The sequence below is a fragment of the Thermodesulfobacteriota bacterium genome, assembly GCA_035559815.1.
GTDB lineage: Bacteria > Desulfobacterota_D > UBA1144 > Nemesobacterales > CSP1-2 > DATMAT01.
On record DATMAT010000069.1, the window covers coordinates 1 to 19,423 of the forward strand.

A 19,423-nucleotide genomic window follows, 5' to 3' on the forward strand; every position below is an offset into this window, starting at 1 on the left:
TTTTATGCACTCCGGGGATACTGGTTGTTACCGGAAGTTTATGCAGGGAAGAGATTTGTTAATGGGATAATGGTAGAAGAAGTAAAAGTAAAGCAAAAAAGGAAGGCCGCCTGAATGATTTTTACACACCTATTGAAAAAATCCCGCAATGTCTTCTTTACTTGGTTCTACATTACCTGAAGGATGGTTGTGGACAAAAATTATTCCCGCAGCTCTGTCGCTAATTGCATCTGCAAATATCTCCCTCGGATGGACAATGCTTTTGTTTAGAGTTCCTATGAATACTGTTCTTTTCTGAATTAAATTAGACGCACCATCAAGAGTTAAACTTAAAAAATATTCCTGCCTTTTATCTTTTAATCCTTCCGTTAAATGTATAACATCGTCTACATTTTTAACTTTTATTCCTTCTTTCACGAGGAATCTTTTTGAGAATTCAAATGCCGCTACTATCTGACATGCCTTCGCTAGACCTATACCATCTATATTCTTTAACTTCTCAAGGGTAATATTGTCAAAACTTTCATTTGTCAAATTTAAAATATCCTTCGCAACTTTAAACACATCCTTGTCCTTTATGCCCGTACCAAGCAAAACCGCTAAGAGCTCAAGATTTGAAAGTGCTTTTGCTCCTTTTTGTCCCATCTTCTCACGAGGTCTATCAAATTCTGGAATATTTTTGATCTTTTTCAAGTTACGTTCCTCTATTTTGGTTAAACCTTACAGGCTGATTCGCGGCTGGTCGTTTCTATTGTTGTTTATCTTCTTTGCAGTTTAGGAGTTCTATCAGGGCATTCCCAGGTCTTCGTATTCCTCGGCCAGGTTTTCAAAACTGGGAACGCCGATCCTGTCAAGAAATACTAGTTTTATGGTACCGGTCGGGCCGTTCCTCTGCTTTCCGATAATTACCTCGGCTATGCCATCCTTCTCATCAGGGTTCTTTTTGTAGGCATCCGCCCGGTGGATGAAAATTACGATATCTGCATCCTGTTCCAACGCACCGCTCTCCCGAAGGTCGGCAAGTTGGGGGCGTCTATCCGCCCGAGCCTCGGTCTGGCGGCTGAGCTGGGAGACCGCTATCACCGGAATGTTCAATTCCTTGGCCAGCCCTTTAAGCGAGCCGGAAATTTCGGCAATCTCCCGCTCCCTGGTCTCGGCCCTCCCGGTTCCACGCATGAGCTGAAGATAGTCGATAATGACTAGGTCAAGCCCCTTCTCTCTTTTCTGTCTTCTCGCTTTTGCCCGGAGTTCGAGAACATTAATTCCGGGGGTATCGTCGATGTATATTTTGGCCTTGCTGAACGTATCCGCAACCCTTACCAGCTTCTCCAGGTCATCGTTTCTGATGTATCCACTCCTTATGCTCGAGTAATTCACCTTCGCACTGCTGGAGAGCATCCGGAGCATGAGTTGCTCTTTGGTCATCTCCAGAGAAAATATTCCGACCGAATAGCCGTGTTCGATAGCTGCATGCTTAGCTATGTCCAGGCAGAAGGAGGTTTTTCCAAGCCCTGGCCTGGCTGCCACTATTATCAGGTCAGATGCCTGAAGACCGGATGTCATATCGTCCAGTTTCTCGAATCCGGTCGGAATTCCGGTAATCAGCTCCTTCTTGGCATAAAGGGTCTCTATGATTTCGAGGGCTTTTGATGCAAGCTCTCTCGACTCGTAGAAGCTCGGTTTTACCTTGTTTTGCGCCACATCAAGAATGGCGTGCTCTGCCCGGTCGATAAATTCATCGACATTAACCCCTTCCTCATAGCCGCGATGGGCGATGTCCGTCGCTGCGAGAACGAGCTTCCTCAATATAGCTTTTTCCTTTACCAGTTTGGCATAGTATTCGACATGCGCCGTCGACGGAACAAGCTCCCTCAGGTAAGTCAGATAACTACTCCCCCCCACCTCCTCGAGTAGCGTTCCGCTCCCTTTCATGTGCTCAAAAAGAGTAAAGTAGTCTATGGGCTTATTCTCCCTATCAAGATCGACCATCGCATCGAATATCTTTCTGTGGGCTTCTTTATAGAAATCAGAGGTGGTTAGAATCTCGAGTACCTGGTTTATTACATTGCCCTCTATGAGAATGGCCCCAAGCACGGCCTGCTCTGCTTCTTCATTTTGCGGAAGTGGTTTTGTGAATATAGACATTGCTTCTAGATTCTATAACGGGTAGCAGAAACCTTCAAGACATTTTAAATTGCCGACTTCGTAATTTAGATTGCAGATTTTGATGAAAATCTTTTTATCCCGCAATCAGCAATCAAAAATCCGAAACCTAAGGGTCACATTCCCACGGATAACCTGTCTGCTAGCCTCCTATCCAGGCCCGCCTTTATTATCTTTTCCTGGGCTGAGCTTACATCGTACTCAAGTCTTGCAAACTGGACATCGGCTCTTTGGTCATCATATACCAGGAACGATGCCCGAGGATCCCTGTCCCTAGGCTGTCCGACGCTTCCCGGGTTTATGAGGTATTTTGCCTTCGGGTCAATTTTTATTTCATAATCCAGCATACAATTTAACGACTTATCTTTGAGAACGAAACAGAGCCGGACATGGGTATGGCCGAAGAAACAGATACGCTCTTTATTCATTAGTTTAAACTCGGGTATGGCGTCGTAAGGGGAAAGTAGGTAAAGGTCCGGGTCGGATATGGAGCCGTGAACCGCGATAAAATCATCAAATCCTCTGGTGTGAGAAAGCCCTCTCAGAAACTCTCTATTTTCTTCAGTAAGTGTGTCCCTGGTCCAGAGCACCGCCTGTCTGGCTGCCGGGTTGAAATCATCGGGTTCCCTCAGCCCGCATGCTACGGTATCATGGTTTCCGATTATCGATTCGATTTTTCTTTCCCTGATTATCTCTACGCACTCATTCGGGTTTGCACCGTAGCCGACTATATCGCCCAGGCAAATGACCTTATCTACTGCCAGTTTATCTATTTCTTCGAGTGTGGCGTTTAGCGCTTCCAGGTTTGCATGGATGTCGGAGATAACGCCGTATCTCATATAGTTAATTCTACCAGTAGCAAAAAACTCTATCTTAAAATCACGATACCGATGTCCATGACGTTTGTCCCGGTGGGACCTATTTTAACCAGGTCCCCCAGCTTCTCGAAAAAGGTGTAGGAATCGTTCTGGGCCAAGCGTTCCCTGGCACTTAGGTTTATTTCCCTTGCCCGTTCCCTTGTCCTACCGTCACATATCGCCCCGGCGGCATCGGTTGGCCCGTCGATGCCGTCCGTGCCGCAAAAAAGCCCAACGATTTCGTGTCCCATGATCTCCATGGAAAAGGCAAGGGAGGTTTCCGAGCTTCTACCTCCTTTCCCGGTACCGGTTACGGTTACGGTTGTCTCACCGCCAAAGATCAAACATCCCGGCTTCTTGAGGGGTATTCCAAACCTCTCTATATCAAACGCTATTGAGGCTATGACCTTGGCCACCTCTCTGGCTTCTCCTTTTATCTGGGACGAAAGAAGAAGGGTGTTGTATCCCAGGTCCTTTGCCTTGCTCTCACAAGCGATAAGAGACTTAAAATTACTTCCTATGACCACCGTTTGAACCTTATCCGGGTCAAACTCCCCCTCCTTTAGCGTTTCCGGAAGCCTTCCCCTCTTGCCATCCTCGAGATGGACGATCACTTGCGGCGGAATTCTATGCTCGAGCCGGAGAGCCTCTACCACTCGCCAGGCCTCGTCAAAGGTGGTTGCATCGGGGACAGTGGGCCCAGAAGCAATGGCGTCGAGCCTGTCTCCAACTACATCGGAAAGCACCAAGGTTATCACTTGAGAAGGCAGCGCCTTTTTGAGAAGCCCGCCCCCCTTAATCTGTGATATATGTTTTCTAACCGCATTTAGCCCGTGGGTATCCACACCGGAATTGAGGAGCATCTCCGTAGCTTTTCTCTTATCTTCGAGAGAAATTCCGGGGGCTGGCATAGCCAATAGAGCGCTTCCTCCCCCGGAGATCAGAAAAATCACCAGGTCGTTTTCTCCGGTTTTGTCCAGAAGCTTTACCACTTCGTTGGCGGCATTCAGGCTTCTCTCATCGGGTATAGGATGGCTGGAAAGATAAAACCTCAACCTGGAGAATGTGAAATTGGGTGAGGCGTTTGATACCACGATCCCTTCTCTTATTCTGTCGCCCAATAAATCCTCGAGGGCTTTGCCCATCGACGAAGCAGCTTTTCCAAAAGCTATGACGAAGATCGATTCATATCTTCTTAGGTCGTATTCCCTTCCGTCAACCTCGAGCATGTTCCCCCGGAGCGTTATGTGTTCAAGCATGCATCTTTCCGGATTCGCCGCCTCGAGCGCCTCGTTGAAGATTTTTATCGCGTGTTCTCTGGTTTGCTTGAAGTCCATATTAATGAGAGCGGATTTTGACAATAGACCCGGTCTATACGTCCTCTATCCCTGTAAACCGATCACTCCCTCTGCAGTTTATCAATCAGTTCATCGACCTTTTTTCTGGTAAGGTTCTCATGAAGCTCGTCGTCGATAAGCGCAACAGGAGCGGTTCCACAAGAGGCTAAACATTCCGCTTCAAGCAGGGTGATTTTTCCGTCCGGGGTTGTTTCTCCGGTATGAATTTTTAGTTTCTCCGAAAGGTAGTGTTCTATCTGCTGCGATCCTCTCAGGGCACAGGAAAGTGTCCGGCACAGCCAAATAACCCGCTTGCCAACCGGCTTCGTAAAGAACATGGTGTAAAACGTGGCTACGTTTTGAACGCTTGCCGGCGGTATGCCTATAAGCCCGGCTACCTCCTCCATCGATTCCTTTGATAGCCAGCCGTATTCCTCCTGCACTTCGCGGAGGACCGGTATTAACGCTGACTGCTTGGTCTCATACTGAGACACCGTTTTATTTATTTTTTCCTTGAGCTTTTCGGAGAAAGGCATGATTTTTGAGATCTCAAACCAGGGCAATGTTTAAAATTAACATGGTTTAATATGGTGTGCAAGCTGTCCTCCCTCTTGTATATATTTTAGGGGCTACTACTTCCCAGAAGGGTAAAAAAATCACACAAATAAAGGCTCTTTTCGTCAACCCTGTAACGTTTTTTGTCACTGATTCGATATCTTATCGGCCTGATCTGGGTCAAATAAACACCGGGCCTGAGCAAAACCTAGGTACATTTGGCTTAAACGCCTATTCCTATTCTTTAGTTCAAATGATACCCATATATGAGTCATTAATGATAAATTACTTAATGATAGTAGATAGATAGTGATATTTCCAGGGATTCCCCGGTTACCTGGCCAATTTTGGCCCGCTATTATCTTAGTTTAGTGGAAACTAGCCGATAAAAACCGAGCAAGAGTGACTCCTTACCTACAATTTTCAAATAGGTGCTAATTAATAGATGGCACGTATTTTGCTGATTTTAGCAGAGCAGAATCCTATTCTGTATAAAATTTAGGGAGGGCGATTATGGGAGTCCCTATACTTGTCGTTACATTAGGCTCAAAAATAGTCGAAAGGAAAAAACTTGACCAGGAGGTTATCTCCATAGGGAGGGCACAGGAGAACGATATTGTCATAAACAACCTCTCTGTTTCCAGATACCACGCGGTTATTTACAACAAAGGCGGCCGGGTGGTCATCAAAGACCTAGCCAGCGCAAACGGTACATTCGTAAACGGCTCGAAAATCGACGAAAGTGAATTATGGATCGGGGATGCAGTGCTCATTGGAAAGCATCTGATCAAATTCAGCCGCGACGAGGAATCAAGGACTGAGGACCGCGTCGCATTTCAAGATGAGGGCGGCACGGTTATGGTAGATGCCCGAACCCAGGAAAAACTTCTAGAGAGACTGAAAAACGACCCATTCAAAGCGGCCAGGTTAATACTGTCCGACGGCCGGGAAGTCGAGATTAATAGCGATTACTTCACCGTAGGTAAGGGAAACGGTTCTAACCTGAAGATAGACGGATTTTTCATAAAAAACCCCCATGCAAAGATCATCAAGCTGCCCGACGGTTCGTACAGGATAATCAGTATGGGCTCCTTTCTAAGGCCGAGCACCGTCAACGGAAATAAGGTCAAGGAGAGGGTACTTAGAGACGGAGACATAATTAAAATAGGCGGGAATGAGATGATGTTTGTCCTGTCTAGAAAATAAGCTTAAAACATGGAAGAAAACGACAAATATCTGGCCATAAGCTGCCTTAGCGACGTAGGTAGGAAAAGGGAGAATAACGAGGACTCATTCCTGTACATCAGGTTAAGCGGAGAAGACGGGCATTCCGGCTACCTTATGGCAGTAGCAGATGGCATGGGTGGGCATCAGGCCGGGGAAGTGGCCAGCCGCCGTTTGGTCGACGTCTTAAAAGAGTATGTCGCTTCTAACCCGGTCGAAGATAACAACATCCCCAAGCTTCTAAAAGATGCAATAACCGAGGCCAACCGTTCCATATACGAGACGGCTGGCAAAACCCCTGAACTCAAGGGCATGGGAACGACTTGTACTGCATTGGTTTTGGCCCAGGGAAGGGCAAACATAGCCCATGTTGGGGATAGTCGTGCGTACCTGGTGAGGAGGTACAAGGCTAGGAAGCTGACCAAAGACCACACTGTAGCAGAGCGAATGATGGAATCAGGGATTATGTCCCCAGAAGAGGCCAAGATTTGCCCAGAGCGAAACATACTTTTACGGGCAGTCGGTACGAATTCCGACGTGGAGGTGGATTTGGTCCCTCCGATAGACATTATTCCAGGCGACGTTTTGGTGCTATGCTCGGACGGCCTCACCGAGTTCGTGGAAGAAGACGAGATTGCAGAGATAGTAAACCTATATCCACCGGGTAGGGCTTGCCAGGTAATGATTAATATGGCCAATAATCGCGGCGGGACAGACAACATCACGGTTCTGGTAGTACAAGTTTTAGGAAGTTCCATAGGCACATCTCGAATAGTATCCGGCATAAAGAGTCTCTTTGACCGAATCAAATGACCGGATATGCTCAGTTGCTCAAGGAATCTCATTTATGACAAGAATAATCGGCAAAACCATAGGCAACTACAGGATAACCGAAGAGATCGGACACGGCGGCATGGGCCGGGTTTATAAGGGAATCCATATGACTCTAGACCGTGTAGCCGCCATAAAGATGATTAACCCCGGTCTGCTGGGCGACCTGGAAGTTATAAACAGATTCTACAAAGAAGCCAAAATCCAGGCTCAATTGAATCATCCTAACATAGTCACCGTGTATGATTTTCTGGAAGTAGAAAGCGGGTACTTCATAGTCATGGAATACGTTCACGGAGAGAGTCTTGGAAAGATACTCTGGGAGCATGGCCCACTGGGGACTCCGGTAGCAATTTCCGTGTTTAAACAGATTCTCGATGGAATTGGTTACGCCCACTCAAAGGGAGTCATACATAGAGATATAAAGCCCAACAATTTTCTCTTGACCCCGAGCCTGGTGAAGATCACCGATTTCGGCATCGCCCAGATCATATGCGACACCGGGTTAAATGCAAACGAAGGTGTTGTAGGAACGCCGAAATATATGTCTCCTGAGCAAATCCTTGGGGAAAAAACCGACCATAGGTCGGATATATACTCTCTAGGAATCACTTTATACGAGATGCTTGCTGGTCGTGTTCCCTTCGGCGGTGATTCGGACTCAGATTATGAAATAAAAAGGGGGCATATCGAGCTTCCCCCTCCTCCCCTCTCCAGAATAAAACCAGACATACCCGGGGAACTTGAAAACATAGTCTTCAGGGCGCTGGCAAAAAGGCCCGAGGAGAGATTTCAATCAATCGACGAGTTTTTCCTTGCTCTTGAAAAACTGAAGGACAGTAAAAAGGATTCGTTAGTCAGAGATTTGGAATCACTCCATTTATTCGAGAAAGATTCGATTAAAGGCCCAGAAGAAGGGAATCCGGCGGAAGAACCCTACAGCGAGGAAGAATTTGAAGAAATCGGCATGATTAGCAGTACATCCTATCCTAATCTTTTACTGTCCATCTATCGTGAAAAGAAAAGCGGCTTTTTGGTAGTCGATTCCGAGATAAAACTCAAGATTTATTTCCTGGAAGGAGTGATAGTCTTCGTCGAGGGGCAGGATTATAGACTCACCTTGGGAGAAATATTGGTCAGTAAAGCCAAAATCACCAAGGCTGATCGGGAAAAAGCTTTAAGCTTTGCCCATGACACCGGCCTGAAGATAGGGGAAGCGCTCATCAAACTTGGAAAAATCACCCCGCACGAGCTTAATAGCACGCTTGAATCCCAGCTCAAGGAAAAGTTGATAAGCGGATTTAAATGTGAGGTGGGCTTTTATGGATTCAAACACACCAGCAATTTCACTTTTGAAGCAACATATAAGATCAACCCGATACAAGTTATCTACGAGGGAGTAAGTCGCATCATTAAAAACGGCCAAATTCCACATAACTCCTTTTACGACATGAACTCCTCCGTAATTCCATGCCCGGATATGGGAGAGGAGCTGAAAAAGTTGATTTTTAACTCCCCGAGAGAGTTAAAGCTGGCCAACCTTCTCCGAGAAGAGCTCACCCTGAAAAGCATAATTTCAGCGAGCCCACTCAATGCCAGCGATACCTTAAGGTTCTTATATTTTCTATACCTAGCCGGTTTGGTGGAAATTCCGAGTAAGAATGCTCCAGCCAAAAACACAAAACAGCCAAAGGATATTAACCTTACTTATGATAAAACCCAGATACTTACTGAACAGGAAATCGAGAGACTGACAGAACAGGCCTCTTTGAGAGAAAGACTGAGAAAGCACTAGAATCTCCTGGGGAGGAAGGTCAATGCGTATCGATTTTGAAACAAACTCCTTAAGGACCGAGCCTGCCTAGTCAAACAAATCCTCACTCGAAATAAAAAATAGAAACTAAAATTGATTGAACTATAGCTCTTATTTTGCAGAGACGCAAAATTTTGTGTCTCTACCTCAGAAAACTCAACAAATTAAATTTGCATTTTCCGGTGAAAGCATGATAAATATTTTAAAGGCGGAGTAGATATGTTGGACCTTTTCAAGAAAATAATCAATAAAACTTCAGAAGCACTGGCTTCCGAGGAGGGCCGGGAGAGTAAATTAAAGATAGCAACCTGCGTAATCCTTCTCGAGGCCGCCTCTGCTGACTCCGAACTCACCGAAGAAGAGCTGCATAAGATTATCGGGATTTTAAAAGCCCGGTTCCAAATGACCGATAGCTCGGTCGATGAGCTTATCGAGGCCTCCAGACTGGAACGAGAAAAATCCACTGACCTTTGGTATTTTACCCACTTAATCAATCAAAACCTGAGCAACGAAGAGAAGTATGAATTAATGGAGATGGTCTGGAGCGTGATTTACTCGGATGGAACCCTGGATAAATTTGAGAATTATATAGCGCACAAGCTACTAAACCTACTAAACCTGGACCACTCTAAATTTATCGAGATCAAACTGAGGGTGAAGAACAATAGCTGATCCTTCTCCCTGAAGCAAGATCTTTGGTCGTAAACAATTCCCGACTTTTTAGAAAAAACTTTCTTCTTTCCATTCCCACAGATAAAATAAATATAGACACTACCTATGCAAAGACGATGAGAAATTCGTTCAGTAACGGAAGGCGAGTCGCCATCATTCATGGGTTAAGAACACCCTTCATAAAATCAGGAACGTTATTCAAAAACCTCTCCTCGCTCGACCTGGGTAGAATGGCCACGGTCGAACTCATAAATCGTACCGAGGTCGACCCCCATCAAATCGACGGGGTCGTATTTGGTACGGTGATACCAACAGTTAAAACACCCAACCTGGCAAGGGATATTGCCCTTTCCGCCGGGATCCCCTCCGACACACCGGCACATACGGTAATCAGTGCCTGCGCCTCTGCAAACCAGGCAATTACCAGCGCCGCTGAAAGCATCATGTGCGGGAATTACGATGTAGTGATTGCTGGCGGAGTGGAGTCCATATCTGATTTTCCGGTGTTACTCAGTAAGAAATTCCGGTCGAGCTTATTCGAATATAAAAAGGAGAAAAACGCCCTAAGGAAGATAAGGCCCTTCCTGAATGTGAGCCTTAACGACTTGGTCCCGGACATTCCGGCGATTGCCGAGCCCTCCACCGGGCTTACCATGGGGGAGTCCGCGGAAAAGATGGCTAGAGAGAATCATATAAGCCGGGAAGAGCAGGACATCCTGGCCTACCGAAGCCATAAGCTGGCTTTCCAAGCAGCCCAAGACGGAAGGCTTTCCCAAGAGATTATTCATGTCCTCGTTCCTCCTGAATACTCGACCGTGGTCGATTCAGACAACTGCATTCGTCCCGATACAAATCCGGAGGCTCTGGCAAAATTACCCCCTGTCTTCGACCAAAGATACGGCACGGTCACAGCCGGTAATTCCTCCCCTCTTAGCGACGGTGCATCCGTTCTCTTGCTCATGGCCGAGGAAAAAGCCCGGGCGCTTGGCTACATCCCTTTAGGGTATATTCGCTCTTACGCATACGCTGCGCTTCCACCAGAGGACCAGCTTCTCATGGGCCCGGCCTACTCGACACCGCTCGCGCTCGATCGTGCCGGATTAAAGTTATCGGATATCGATTTAATCGAGTTTCACGAGGCCTTTGCCGCTCAGGTGCTTTCTAATATTCGCGCCTTGGCCTCGAAAGATTTTGCCCGGGAAAAGCTGAGAAGGAGTGACCCGGTTGGAGAGGTGGACATGGAGAGGTTTAACGTCATGGGCGGCTCGATCGCTATCGGTCATCCCTTCGGAGCGACCGGTGGAAGGCTCACCGTCTCCATACTCAACGAACTTAGACGTAGGGGTGGAAATTTTGGCTTAGTGTCCGTCTGCGCCGCCGGCGCCTTGGGGGTATCAATGGTAGTGGAAAGGGAGTGAGGAGTGAAAAGTTAAGGGTTAAACCCAAACTCTTCATTAAATTATGAGTGAATCGATGAGTGCTTTTTCAATCGAAGTGGACAAGGAAGGAGTTGCAGTCATAACCATAAACCTGCCCGGCGACGAGCTAAACAGGCTAAATAACCAGTCTATGCAGGAAATCGAGGAATTTTTGAATAAACAGGACGAGAGAGAGATAATCAAGGAAGATGATGAAGAGATTAAGGCGGCGGTGATCATAAGCGGGAAAAAGGATGACTTTATTTCCGGTGCGGACGTCGGTGAATTCTTAAAAATTCACTCCTCGGACCAAGCCAGGACGATCAGCCTGAGGACCCAGGACATCATAAACAGAATCGAAAATTTCCGGTTCCCCTTTGTCTCCGCTATAAACGGTGCGTGCCTGGGTGTCGGTCTTGAGATTGCCCTTGCCTGTGTATACCGGATAGCCACGGATAACTCAAAGACCGCCTTTGCCCTGCCCGAAGTCCAACTGGGTTTAATCCCCTCAGGAGGTGGCACGCAGAGACTTCCTAGACTTATCGGAATTAAAGAAGCAATTGACATGATTCTTACCGGGAAAATTCTGAATCATAAACAGGCCCTCAAAATGGGACTCGTTGACGAGGTCGTGCCCCGGGAGATTCTACTCCAAATCGCCAAGAAACGGGCACTACAAATTGCCACGAGAGAGCTTAAGCCGCACCGTCCATCCAGAAACCTCATAGAGCTGATCTTGGAGGGAAACGTAATCGGCAGAAGGGCGCTTTTTAACAAAGAAAGAAAAAGGATTACTAGCAAGGCACAGAACTATAACCCGGCATCACTTATGGCTCTCGAGGCTATAGAGACGGGAATGAACTCCAGTTTCAACAGAGGACTCCACGTGGAATCGGTTTATTTTAGCGAGCTGGTCATGAGCGATAGCTCAAGACAATTGATCGAGACTTCTAAGTCTATACACGATTTAAAAAAGGACCCGGTGTTCGAAAATAAAGAGATAAAACCCAAAAAGGTAGAAAAAATTGCCGTGGTCGGAGCGGGGATTTTGGGCTCGGAGATCTCCAAAATCTCTGCCGGCATCGACATTGCTGTAAGGCTTAAGGACCGGGACATGAAAAGCGCCGGAAGCGGGCTTAGGTCTTGCTACGATTACTTCGAGCAAGAATTCAGGAAGGGCAATATCACCAGGCTGGAGATGGAAAAGAGGCTAAATCGGATAAGCGCCACTTCCGATTACACCGGATTTCGCCGGGCAAACATGGTAATTGAAGCCGTGCCCGAAGACCTGGAATTGAAGAAGAAAATTCTGGAAGAAGTAGAATCCGTAACCAGGGATGATTGTATCTTCGCTTCTACTGCAGCCTCACTCCCCATAGCGCAGATAGCCGGCCGGGCAAAGCGACCGGAAAACGTGATTAGGATGCATTTCTTTCACCCGGTCGAGTCGACGCTACTCGTGGAAGTCGCTGTTACCAACGATACCTCACCCGAGACAGTTGCAACGGCTCTGGAATTCGAAAAACGCCTGGGGAAAATCTCGATTGTGGTAAAAGATAAGGCTGGTTTTTATACAACCAGGATTCTGGCGCCCTACTTCAACGAAGCCCTCACCCTGCTGGAGGAGGGGGCTACGGTCGACGGTATAGATACGGTAATGATGGAGTTTGGGTTTGCCACCGGACCCCTCATGCTTCTTGATGAAATGGGGGTCGATGAGAAGGCAAAAGACGCCGAGTTACTCTATGAGGCATTCGGAGAGAGGTTAAAAACCCCTTCTTCGTTGAAGAGCCTGATACAGGATGGGAGACTGGGGAGAAAAAGTAAAAGGGGTTTTTATAACTATAATGGCAAGAACAAGGTGGATAGCTCCGTTTACAAACTCTTTCCGATCGAGAATAACGAAGAGCAACTTTCCAAAGAAGAGGTTCAGGATAGACTCTCCCTAGCCATGGTTAACGAAGCGGTATACTGTCTCCAGGAGGGGGTGATTAGAAACCCTAGAGATGGAGATGTGGGGGCCGTGTTGGGCCTCGGATTTCCTGCATACCTCGGCGGCCCTTTCCGATATATTGATTCGGTCGGAGCCCGGACTATTTTGAAAAAGCTCGAAAATCTATCGTCAAACCTGGGCCCATGTTTTAACCCCGCTCCTCTCCTCAACGACTTGGCCAGGCAGGGCAAGAAGTTTTACGCTGATTAGGCGGGTGATATACGGATGAACATCGGTCAAATTAACTGCTATGCAGACAGCCAGGAGCCGAATACAAAATATATCGTATATCAGGTATCCCGCATCCTGCATCATTTTGGTATATTAATAGCTAAAACCGGGTCGAGATTAAAAGGATGAGAACGAAAGAAAATGACACATCCAGGATAATTTTATTAGTTCTATCTGCCTTAGGTTTTGCGGTCTCCCTTTATCTGACTTATCTCTATTACAGCAAGACCGAAGCCGCATTTTGCGCCGCCGGGTCGGGCTGCGACGCGGTAAGGGACAGTTCTTACTCCGCCATTCTCGGCGTCCCGGTATCGCTTCTCGGGGTCATCGGATACTCGCTTATTTTTGTCCTATCCCTTATATCCATGGAAAAAGGTAGAAAATGGCTCCTTCTCTACGTCATTTCCTTAGGCGGGTTTGTTTTTTCTGCCTATCTCACCTATGTCGAGTTCTTCATCATCAAAGCAGCCTGTTTTTACTGCGTGGTCTCAGCCCTCCTGATCACCGCTGTCTTTGTCATTTTGCTCTTCAAAAAACCGGTCTTAACCCCCGGATTCTCGACAGCTAAGCTGGTCAGCTTGACCTTGGTAATACTGGCGGCGGTCCTATTCGGCTCCTATTTCATCCAGTCTAAAGAGCTTAGCGCCGAATCGGCCAGCGCCTTCCAGGTGGAGCTGGCAAAACACCTTGGAGGAATAGGGGCGGCCATGTATGGCTCTTACCAGTGCCCCCACTGTACCACTCAAAAACTAATGTTTGGTAAAAAGGCCTTTGAATACATCAACTACGTCGAGTGTCATCCCCGGGGAGAGCATGCAAACACGGCTCTTTGCTATGCCAAAGGAATCCACAATTACCCCACCTGGGAAATAAACGGACAGTTTTATGTGGGTGCAAGGTCGCTTCAGGAGCTAGCCAGACTCTCCGGGTTTAAATGGGACGGTAAAACAAAATAATTACCAGGTAGCGGCTACCCGTCCTCTCGTTTATATTGAGCTAGGCCGTTGGACTAAGGATTACCTACAGCTAACTGTGTTCGCCCTTACCCCAGTTAAACCGGGGGACCTGGCTCAGGGCGAACGGGTTTTTATTTCTCAGAGTGAAAACACCTTTTATTAATCAGTTTTAGCGGATGAAAATCCGCTCATCCTGAGCTCGGTCGAAGGATGCCGATGTGGTTGTACCGGGCCCAATCCAACGAGTCGAGATGCTCAGGACTTCGTCGCCAACTCAGTCGAACGATAAATTCCACCGCCGAAGCAACCCCATTTCTGGAAATAGGTTGTTTAATCAAGCAACATGAAGATACTAACCTGATTTTAAAAGGTGCTTTTATCTTTCTAAAGCCTTATATTACAAGGATGGTTCTAATTATTTTGGACAGCTTTGATTGTAGCTACACTCTATCTATGCAGACAATTTGATCCCGGCCTTAGAGGATTTCACTATCAGGTAGTTTATAAAACTGGAGCAGGAGGTCAGCATGAACCTGGCATCCTCCGAGCTAATTTCGGATTCACCGGTTAGAGCGTGGCGTATTCCAAATGCATCTTTTTCGTAACTGTAAAGGTCGACAAAGGCAGACTGCAGAATAGGATTTAATCCTATCTTTTCTCCGACCTCTTTCATGGCCTGTCCTACCTCTGCCTTATCATCCTTCGTTATTAGCTTGCATATCGCATCAACGGCGCTCAAGGCCTCTATGATAGAGTTTCTGTAGTCGGGGCTCTTACGCCTGGTCAGTAAATCGAGAGAGCGCCGCAAATGCCCCTTGGCCTTTTTTATGGATATTTGCAAGGCATCCTCGATCTCTGAAACCTCTTGTTCGTCCGTAACCTGGGTAATCAACCCATCCACGAAACGGTAGGCTGAAAGCTCTTGCTCGAGTAGTGTATTACAAAACTTCATGAACCGGGCATTCACTGCCTTGTCCGGATAGTTATTAGCTAAGAATTCGATCAGGTCATAAACCTCGTTCCATTCGCAACCGAAGAAGTATTCTTTAATCTCTCTGTAGGTATCCAGCCAATAAACGTTCAAGCTATCGATAGGTTTTTTGAAATATTTAAACCAGAGCAGCTTGAATAGTGCATGCATGTTTTCATTGTCGGAGAGATATATCCGTTCGTAAATATCGCCGGAGTTAGGTCTCATCAGGCTCCAGTAATGACTGGACAAGGCGCTCCACAAGCTGTTTCTCAACTCGGAGTCCATGGAGTGAAGCTGTATAAAGGTCTTAGAGGGCTTAATGCCCTTTCTCTGGGAAAAAGTTTTCATTTGCCCATCCTCCTCTTTTCGTGGGATTGCAAATCACAATTTGCTCATCCTCACGACCCTTTCGACCTTACTTTACAATTCAAATAAAAGCCCAATCCTCGCTTCCAAGAATTGGGCTCACTGAAAAAAACACCAACATCCTGCTTTCAAGCTCTTTTTATCAACCTCCGATTAATCACACTTAGAAAACCCGCAGCTCCTGCAGGTGATGCAGCCCTGCTCGAACGCCAGGGCGCGACTCCCGCAGTCAGGGCATCTTTCTAAGTCGATGTCCGCTGTCTTTGCTTTTTTTTGAGCCACGTTCTCCGCCGATACAAAGTGCTTTCTCAAAACGGCGGCAATGGCATCGGGGATGGACATGATGAGCTTTCCGTCGGAAAACACCGGCGATGCCCCGCCTATTCCCTCGAGCTGCTCCACCACGTTTTTCACGCTTACCCCGGACCTCAGGGCAAGCGACGTCAGACGCCCTATGGCCTCGGCGTCGGCCATGGTGGTGTATCCTGATTTTCCGATCTGGACGAATACCTCAAACGGCCTACCCTGGTATGTGTTCACGGTCACGTATAGGTTTCCGTATCCGGTCTTTATGGCCTCGGTGAACCCTTCAAGAAATTGAGGCCGCTTCATGGGCGTGATTTCCGGTAACCTCACCGACCAGGCTTCCTCGGATTCTTGGGTGGGATGAAGAGATGAAATGGGGTATAGGTGGGTTTGTTGCATCTCTTCATCCCGGGTCTCGGCCTTTATTTCTTTAGGAGCAGCCTTGGCGGTTCGGTCAGACTCGCCACGCGGCTTTGCTCCCTCCTCGGTAACCAGAATTCCCTCCCTGGAGCCTTCTCTATATACGGTTATTCCCTTGCAGCCAAGCTTCCAAGAGAGGAAATAAATCTTCTCCACTTCGTCAAGTGTTATATCGGTAGGAAGGTTTACCGTGCTGGAAATACACGAGTCTATATGTTTCTGGATGGCCGCCTGCATGCGCACCCTCATCTCCGGCTTTATTTCGTGAGAGGTTACAAAGGTCGGCGGAAGCTCGCTTTCGTCCCTCACTCCAAACTTCTTCATGTACTCACCGACCAGCGGATGATAAACCTTGAACTCCTCGCGGGATAGCGACTTGGAGCGCCGGTAGTAGGAAAGGGCAAAAATGGGCTCGATTCCGCTCGTGGTTCCGGCGAGTACCGACCCGCTTCCCACCGGCGGAACAGTTAGAATACAGGCGTTTCTGAGCCCTTGTTTTTTTATCTTCTCGATTGCCCGCTCGTCGACGGTCTTCAAGAACGGACGGGACAAATGGGTCTCCGGGTCAAAGACCGGGAAGCTCCCCTTCTCTGCAGCCAGGTCCGCGCTTGCCTCATAAACTATATTCTTTATGTACTCAAACATCTTATCGGCAAAATCAACTGCCTCCTGGGTGTCGTACTTCAGGTTGAGCTTGGCCAGCATGTCTCCGAAGCCGGTAAAGCCGACGCCGATTCTTCGCGATCGGGAGGAGGCATCGGTTTGATACTTGAGCGGATGCTTATAGGTGTTGTAATCAAGGATGTTGTCGAGAAAACGGACGGAATACCTCAAGGCTTTCTCCAGGTTTTCCCAGTCAATTGACGCTCTGTCCTCGAACTCCTCCTTGACGAAGAGAGACAGGTTGACATTCCCGAGACAGCAGTTTCCATAGTCTTCAAGCGCCTGCTCGCTGCAGGGATTGACCCCGTGGACCTCCATTCCACCATATTCGGTCGGGGAGTATCTCTTCACCGCATCCCAGAATATCAACCCGGGCTCGGCGGAAGCCCAGGCTGACCGTATGAGCTTCTCCCAGAGCTTTCTCGCTCTTATTTTCTTCCGCACCTTCACCTTGTCGTTCTCAAACCGTAATTCGAAGTCCTTGTCTTCCTCCACCGCTTGCATGAACTCATCGGAAACCTTGATGGAGATGTTGGCAAACTTGACCTTCGTCCTGGAAGGGTCGTTCTTGATGTCTATAAAATCGAGAACATCGGGATGCCCGACGTCTATGGTTATCATCAAGGCGCCTCTCCGTCCAGCTTGTCCGATTGTTCCAGTTGTGGTGGAGAGGAGCTCCATGAAAGACACCGCTCCGGTGGAGTATATGGCTGAATTATTGACCGGAGCGCCCTTGGGCCTCAAGATGGAAATATCTGTTCCCACCCCTCCTCCGAAGGAATAGGTCCTGGCCGCTTCCTTGCACCATTCGAATATCGCCTCGATAGAGTCTTCTTTTATGGGCATGAAATAACAATTCAGTAGCGTAGCCCTTCTCTTTTGCCCCGCACCAAAGAGGATCCTCCCGCCGGGGATGAACCGGAAATCGGAGAGAAGCCAGTAGAAGTTATCTTCCCATTCCTTCTTCAATTTCTGGCTCTTTTCCGAAGAAGCTATCTCCCTGGCCACCCGGCGCCACATCTCTTCCGGGGTAACCTCCACTATTTTGCCGGTTTCATCCCGAAGCGCGTACTTTTCGTAGAACACCCTTGCGCGCAATTCGTCCCCACCAAAGGCGCTGATAGTTTCCTCAGGTATTTCCATAACCGTCCCCTCTTTGTACTCGCCTGCCGGAGCTGGTGTTTTAGGTGTGGGCTCGGTATTCGGGCTGGAGTTTTCTTCTATCGACGATTTTCCGTTGGTTTCCGAGGCTTCAAGTTTCTCCGAAGACATCTCATCCTCCTTCTCTTATTATATATTGTATTATTGTTCGATTCAAACACAATATATTGTGGTTGTCAAGGGTGATTTTTTAGTGCTCAACAAAATTAAATGAACACAGGAAGTTAGAGTAGTGAAAATCTTGGAAATGGGCGGGAATTAGACCGTTTTCCATAACTTGACTTAACAAAAAATAAACGTTTGACAAAGCTTGTTCGGCATTATTAAACTAAAAAATTAATAATCGTTTACCCCGAGCCCAGTACTCCAAGCATACTCAAAAGTCCAAGCACTAACAACAGCAAAGCTATCCAGGACAGAACGGTTTCAACCCTCTTCCTATTTTTGCTTTTCTCGTACTCCTTCCTCCTGAAAGTATAGTGAGGAGGCATATAATGTCTCTTGCCGCCGCTTCTTTCTATTTTGTCGTTAATAATCCTCATTACACGCTTTCCGTGAATGACATAAAGCGTAATCAATGCAAGCCAAAAACCCAGCATCAATAGAAAATTAATCGTATTCTCCCTCCCCCACGGCAAACTGATTTTGAATTCACAAAAACAAATCTAACTGTGACTTTAACTAATGATTATACCCAATTTCCCTTTTCTTGGTCTCGGGAGATTTGCCCATAGCTGAACAATGCTGACTTTATCCCGAACACCAAAATGCTTGAAAATTTTTATCCATGATAATCCCAAAGCACACATAAAAAGCTATAATATTATGCTAGAGATAGGGTTGCCCTATACAACATTTCAAATTAGTCGACTTAAAAACGATAAAATCATGACCAGTCCTTTCCGCTTTAATATAGCGAATAAAATGTTTTTGGCATTACTTCCTCTAAGCCTTCTCATAATTCTGATAAGTGCTTTTGCCCTCTCTGCCCTCAACGAACTAAACGAAATAAACAGCAGCATCGTGAAAACAAACATTCCCATAGCAGAGGATACGGATAAAATGATCGACAGCCTGCTGGCACAGGAACACTACGGTCGCCAGTATGCTATTCTCAAGACCCCGGACATGCTGGAATTGTTCAAAGGTAGGAGTGAAGAGTTCGATCAACTGGTGGCAAAAATTCAAAGCCTGCCGGACCGAAAAGAAATTCCTCTGGACCAGCTTACTGCATTACACCAAGAATACAACAGCCTTTTCCTGGACGGTTTTAATCATCTGAGAAGACCTTCATCCTCGGCGGCCAAGAAGCACAACGAACAAATCAGGCAGAAACAGGAGGAGCTGATCGCACTAATAAAGAAAATATCTGAACAGTCGGTCAGAGACCAAAACGAGAAGAGGGTCCTGATCACCAAGATTGGGGAAAAGGCCTTGCATACTACGGCGGTTTTGTGTATAGCCGGTATCATTATAGGAATCGG

The 19,423-nt window shown here is 47.1% G+C and carries 16 protein-coding genes; 8 read left to right on the forward strand and 8 right to left on the reverse strand.

The window, feature by feature from the left end; all coding sequences use genetic code 11:
* Window positions 1-129 precede the first annotated feature (129 nt).
* The 5 genes from radC to nuoE form a co-directional block, all read right to left on the reverse strand.
* Window positions 130-693, reverse strand: a complete 564-nt coding sequence (gene radC, locus VNN20_16225; protein HWP93736.1) for a DNA repair protein RadC — start codon at window positions 691-693, stop codon at window positions 130-132.
* Window positions 694-786: 93 nt separating this feature from the next.
* Window positions 787-2,145 carry a replicative DNA helicase gene (gene dnaB / locus VNN20_16230; GenBank protein ID HWP93737.1) on the reverse strand — a complete coding sequence of 453 codons (1,359 nt, stop codon included), beginning with the start codon at window positions 2,143-2,145 and terminating at the stop codon, window positions 787-789.
* A 134-nt stretch (window positions 2,146-2,279) separates the two neighbouring features.
* On the reverse strand, window positions 2,280-3,002 hold the full coding sequence (locus VNN20_16235) for a metallophosphoesterase family protein (protein HWP93738.1): 723 nt from the start codon (window positions 3,000-3,002) through the stop codon (window positions 2,280-2,282).
* Between the two features lie 29 nt (window positions 3,003-3,031).
* A complete protein-coding gene (locus VNN20_16240) occupies window positions 3,032-4,381 on the reverse strand; it encodes a glycerate kinase (protein HWP93739.1) in 1,350 nt (449 codons plus the stop codon).
* Window positions 4,382-4,419: 38 nt separating this feature from the next.
* Window positions 4,420-4,893: an NADH-quinone oxidoreductase subunit NuoE gene (gene nuoE / locus VNN20_16245; GenBank protein HWP93740.1), complete on the reverse strand. Its 474-nt coding sequence runs from the start codon at window positions 4,891-4,893 to the stop codon at window positions 4,420-4,422.
* Between the two features lie 532 nt (window positions 4,894-5,425).
* Between nuoE and VNN20_16250 the strand changes: the two genes are divergently transcribed.
* The 7 genes from VNN20_16250 (at window position 5,426) to VNN20_16280 (ending at window position 14,050) form a co-directional block, all read left to right on the forward strand.
* On the forward strand, window positions 5,426-6,118 hold the full coding sequence (locus VNN20_16250) for an FHA domain-containing protein (protein ID HWP93741.1): 693 nt from the start codon (window positions 5,426-5,428) through the stop codon (window positions 6,116-6,118).
* 9 nt (window positions 6,119-6,127) lie between these two features.
* Window positions 6,128-6,949: a Stp1/IreP family PP2C-type Ser/Thr phosphatase gene (locus VNN20_16255; protein ID HWP93742.1), complete on the forward strand. Its 822-nt coding sequence runs from the start codon at window positions 6,128-6,130 to the stop codon at window positions 6,947-6,949.
* A 34-nt stretch (window positions 6,950-6,983) separates the two neighbouring features.
* Window positions 6,984-8,762: a serine/threonine-protein kinase gene (locus VNN20_16260; GenBank protein ID HWP93743.1), complete on the forward strand. Its 1,779-nt coding sequence runs from the start codon at window positions 6,984-6,986 to the stop codon at window positions 8,760-8,762.
* A gap of 237 nt (window positions 8,763-8,999) precedes the next feature.
* On the forward strand, window positions 9,000-9,452 hold the full coding sequence (locus VNN20_16265) for a TerB family tellurite resistance protein (protein HWP93744.1): 453 nt from the start codon (window positions 9,000-9,002) through the stop codon (window positions 9,450-9,452).
* 116 nt (window positions 9,453-9,568) lie between these two features.
* Window positions 9,569-10,870 (forward strand): acetyl-CoA C-acyltransferase FadI, encoded by a 1,302-nt coding sequence (fadI, locus tag VNN20_16270; protein ID HWP93745.1) that lies wholly within the window; start codon window positions 9,569-9,571, stop codon window positions 10,868-10,870.
* 55 nt (window positions 10,871-10,925) lie between these two features.
* Complete coding sequence (locus tag VNN20_16275; GenBank protein HWP93746.1) at window positions 10,926-13,073, forward strand: 3-hydroxyacyl-CoA dehydrogenase NAD-binding domain-containing protein; 2,148 nt, start codon at window positions 10,926-10,928, stop codon at window positions 13,071-13,073.
* 146 nt (window positions 13,074-13,219) lie between these two features.
* Window positions 13,220-14,050, forward strand: a complete 831-nt coding sequence (locus VNN20_16280) for a vitamin K epoxide reductase family protein (protein ID HWP93747.1) — start codon at window positions 13,220-13,222, stop codon at window positions 14,048-14,050.
* Between the two features lie 451 nt (window positions 14,051-14,501).
* Here VNN20_16280 and VNN20_16285 read toward each other — a convergent pair whose 3' ends face one another.
* The 3 genes from VNN20_16285 to VNN20_16295 form a co-directional block, all read right to left on the reverse strand.
* Window positions 14,502-15,371, reverse strand: coding sequence for a hypothetical protein (locus VNN20_16285; GenBank protein HWP93748.1), 870 nt, complete (start codon window positions 15,369-15,371; stop codon window positions 14,502-14,504).
* Between the two features lie 171 nt (window positions 15,372-15,542).
* Complete coding sequence (locus VNN20_16290; GenBank protein ID HWP93749.1) at window positions 15,543-18,050, reverse strand: adenosylcobalamin-dependent ribonucleoside-diphosphate reductase; 2,508 nt, start codon at window positions 18,048-18,050, stop codon at window positions 15,543-15,545.
* A gap of 236 nt (window positions 18,051-18,286) precedes the next feature.
* Window positions 18,287-18,481 (reverse strand): hypothetical protein, encoded by a 195-nt coding sequence (locus VNN20_16295; protein HWP93750.1) that lies wholly within the window; start codon window positions 18,479-18,481, stop codon window positions 18,287-18,289.
* Window positions 18,482-18,827: 346 nt separating this feature from the next.
* On the opposite strand from VNN20_16295, the gene VNN20_16300 reads away from it, so the two are divergent.
* The coding region (locus VNN20_16300) for a hypothetical protein (GenBank protein HWP93751.1) at window positions 18,828-19,423 on the forward strand (596 nt) is incomplete at its 3' end.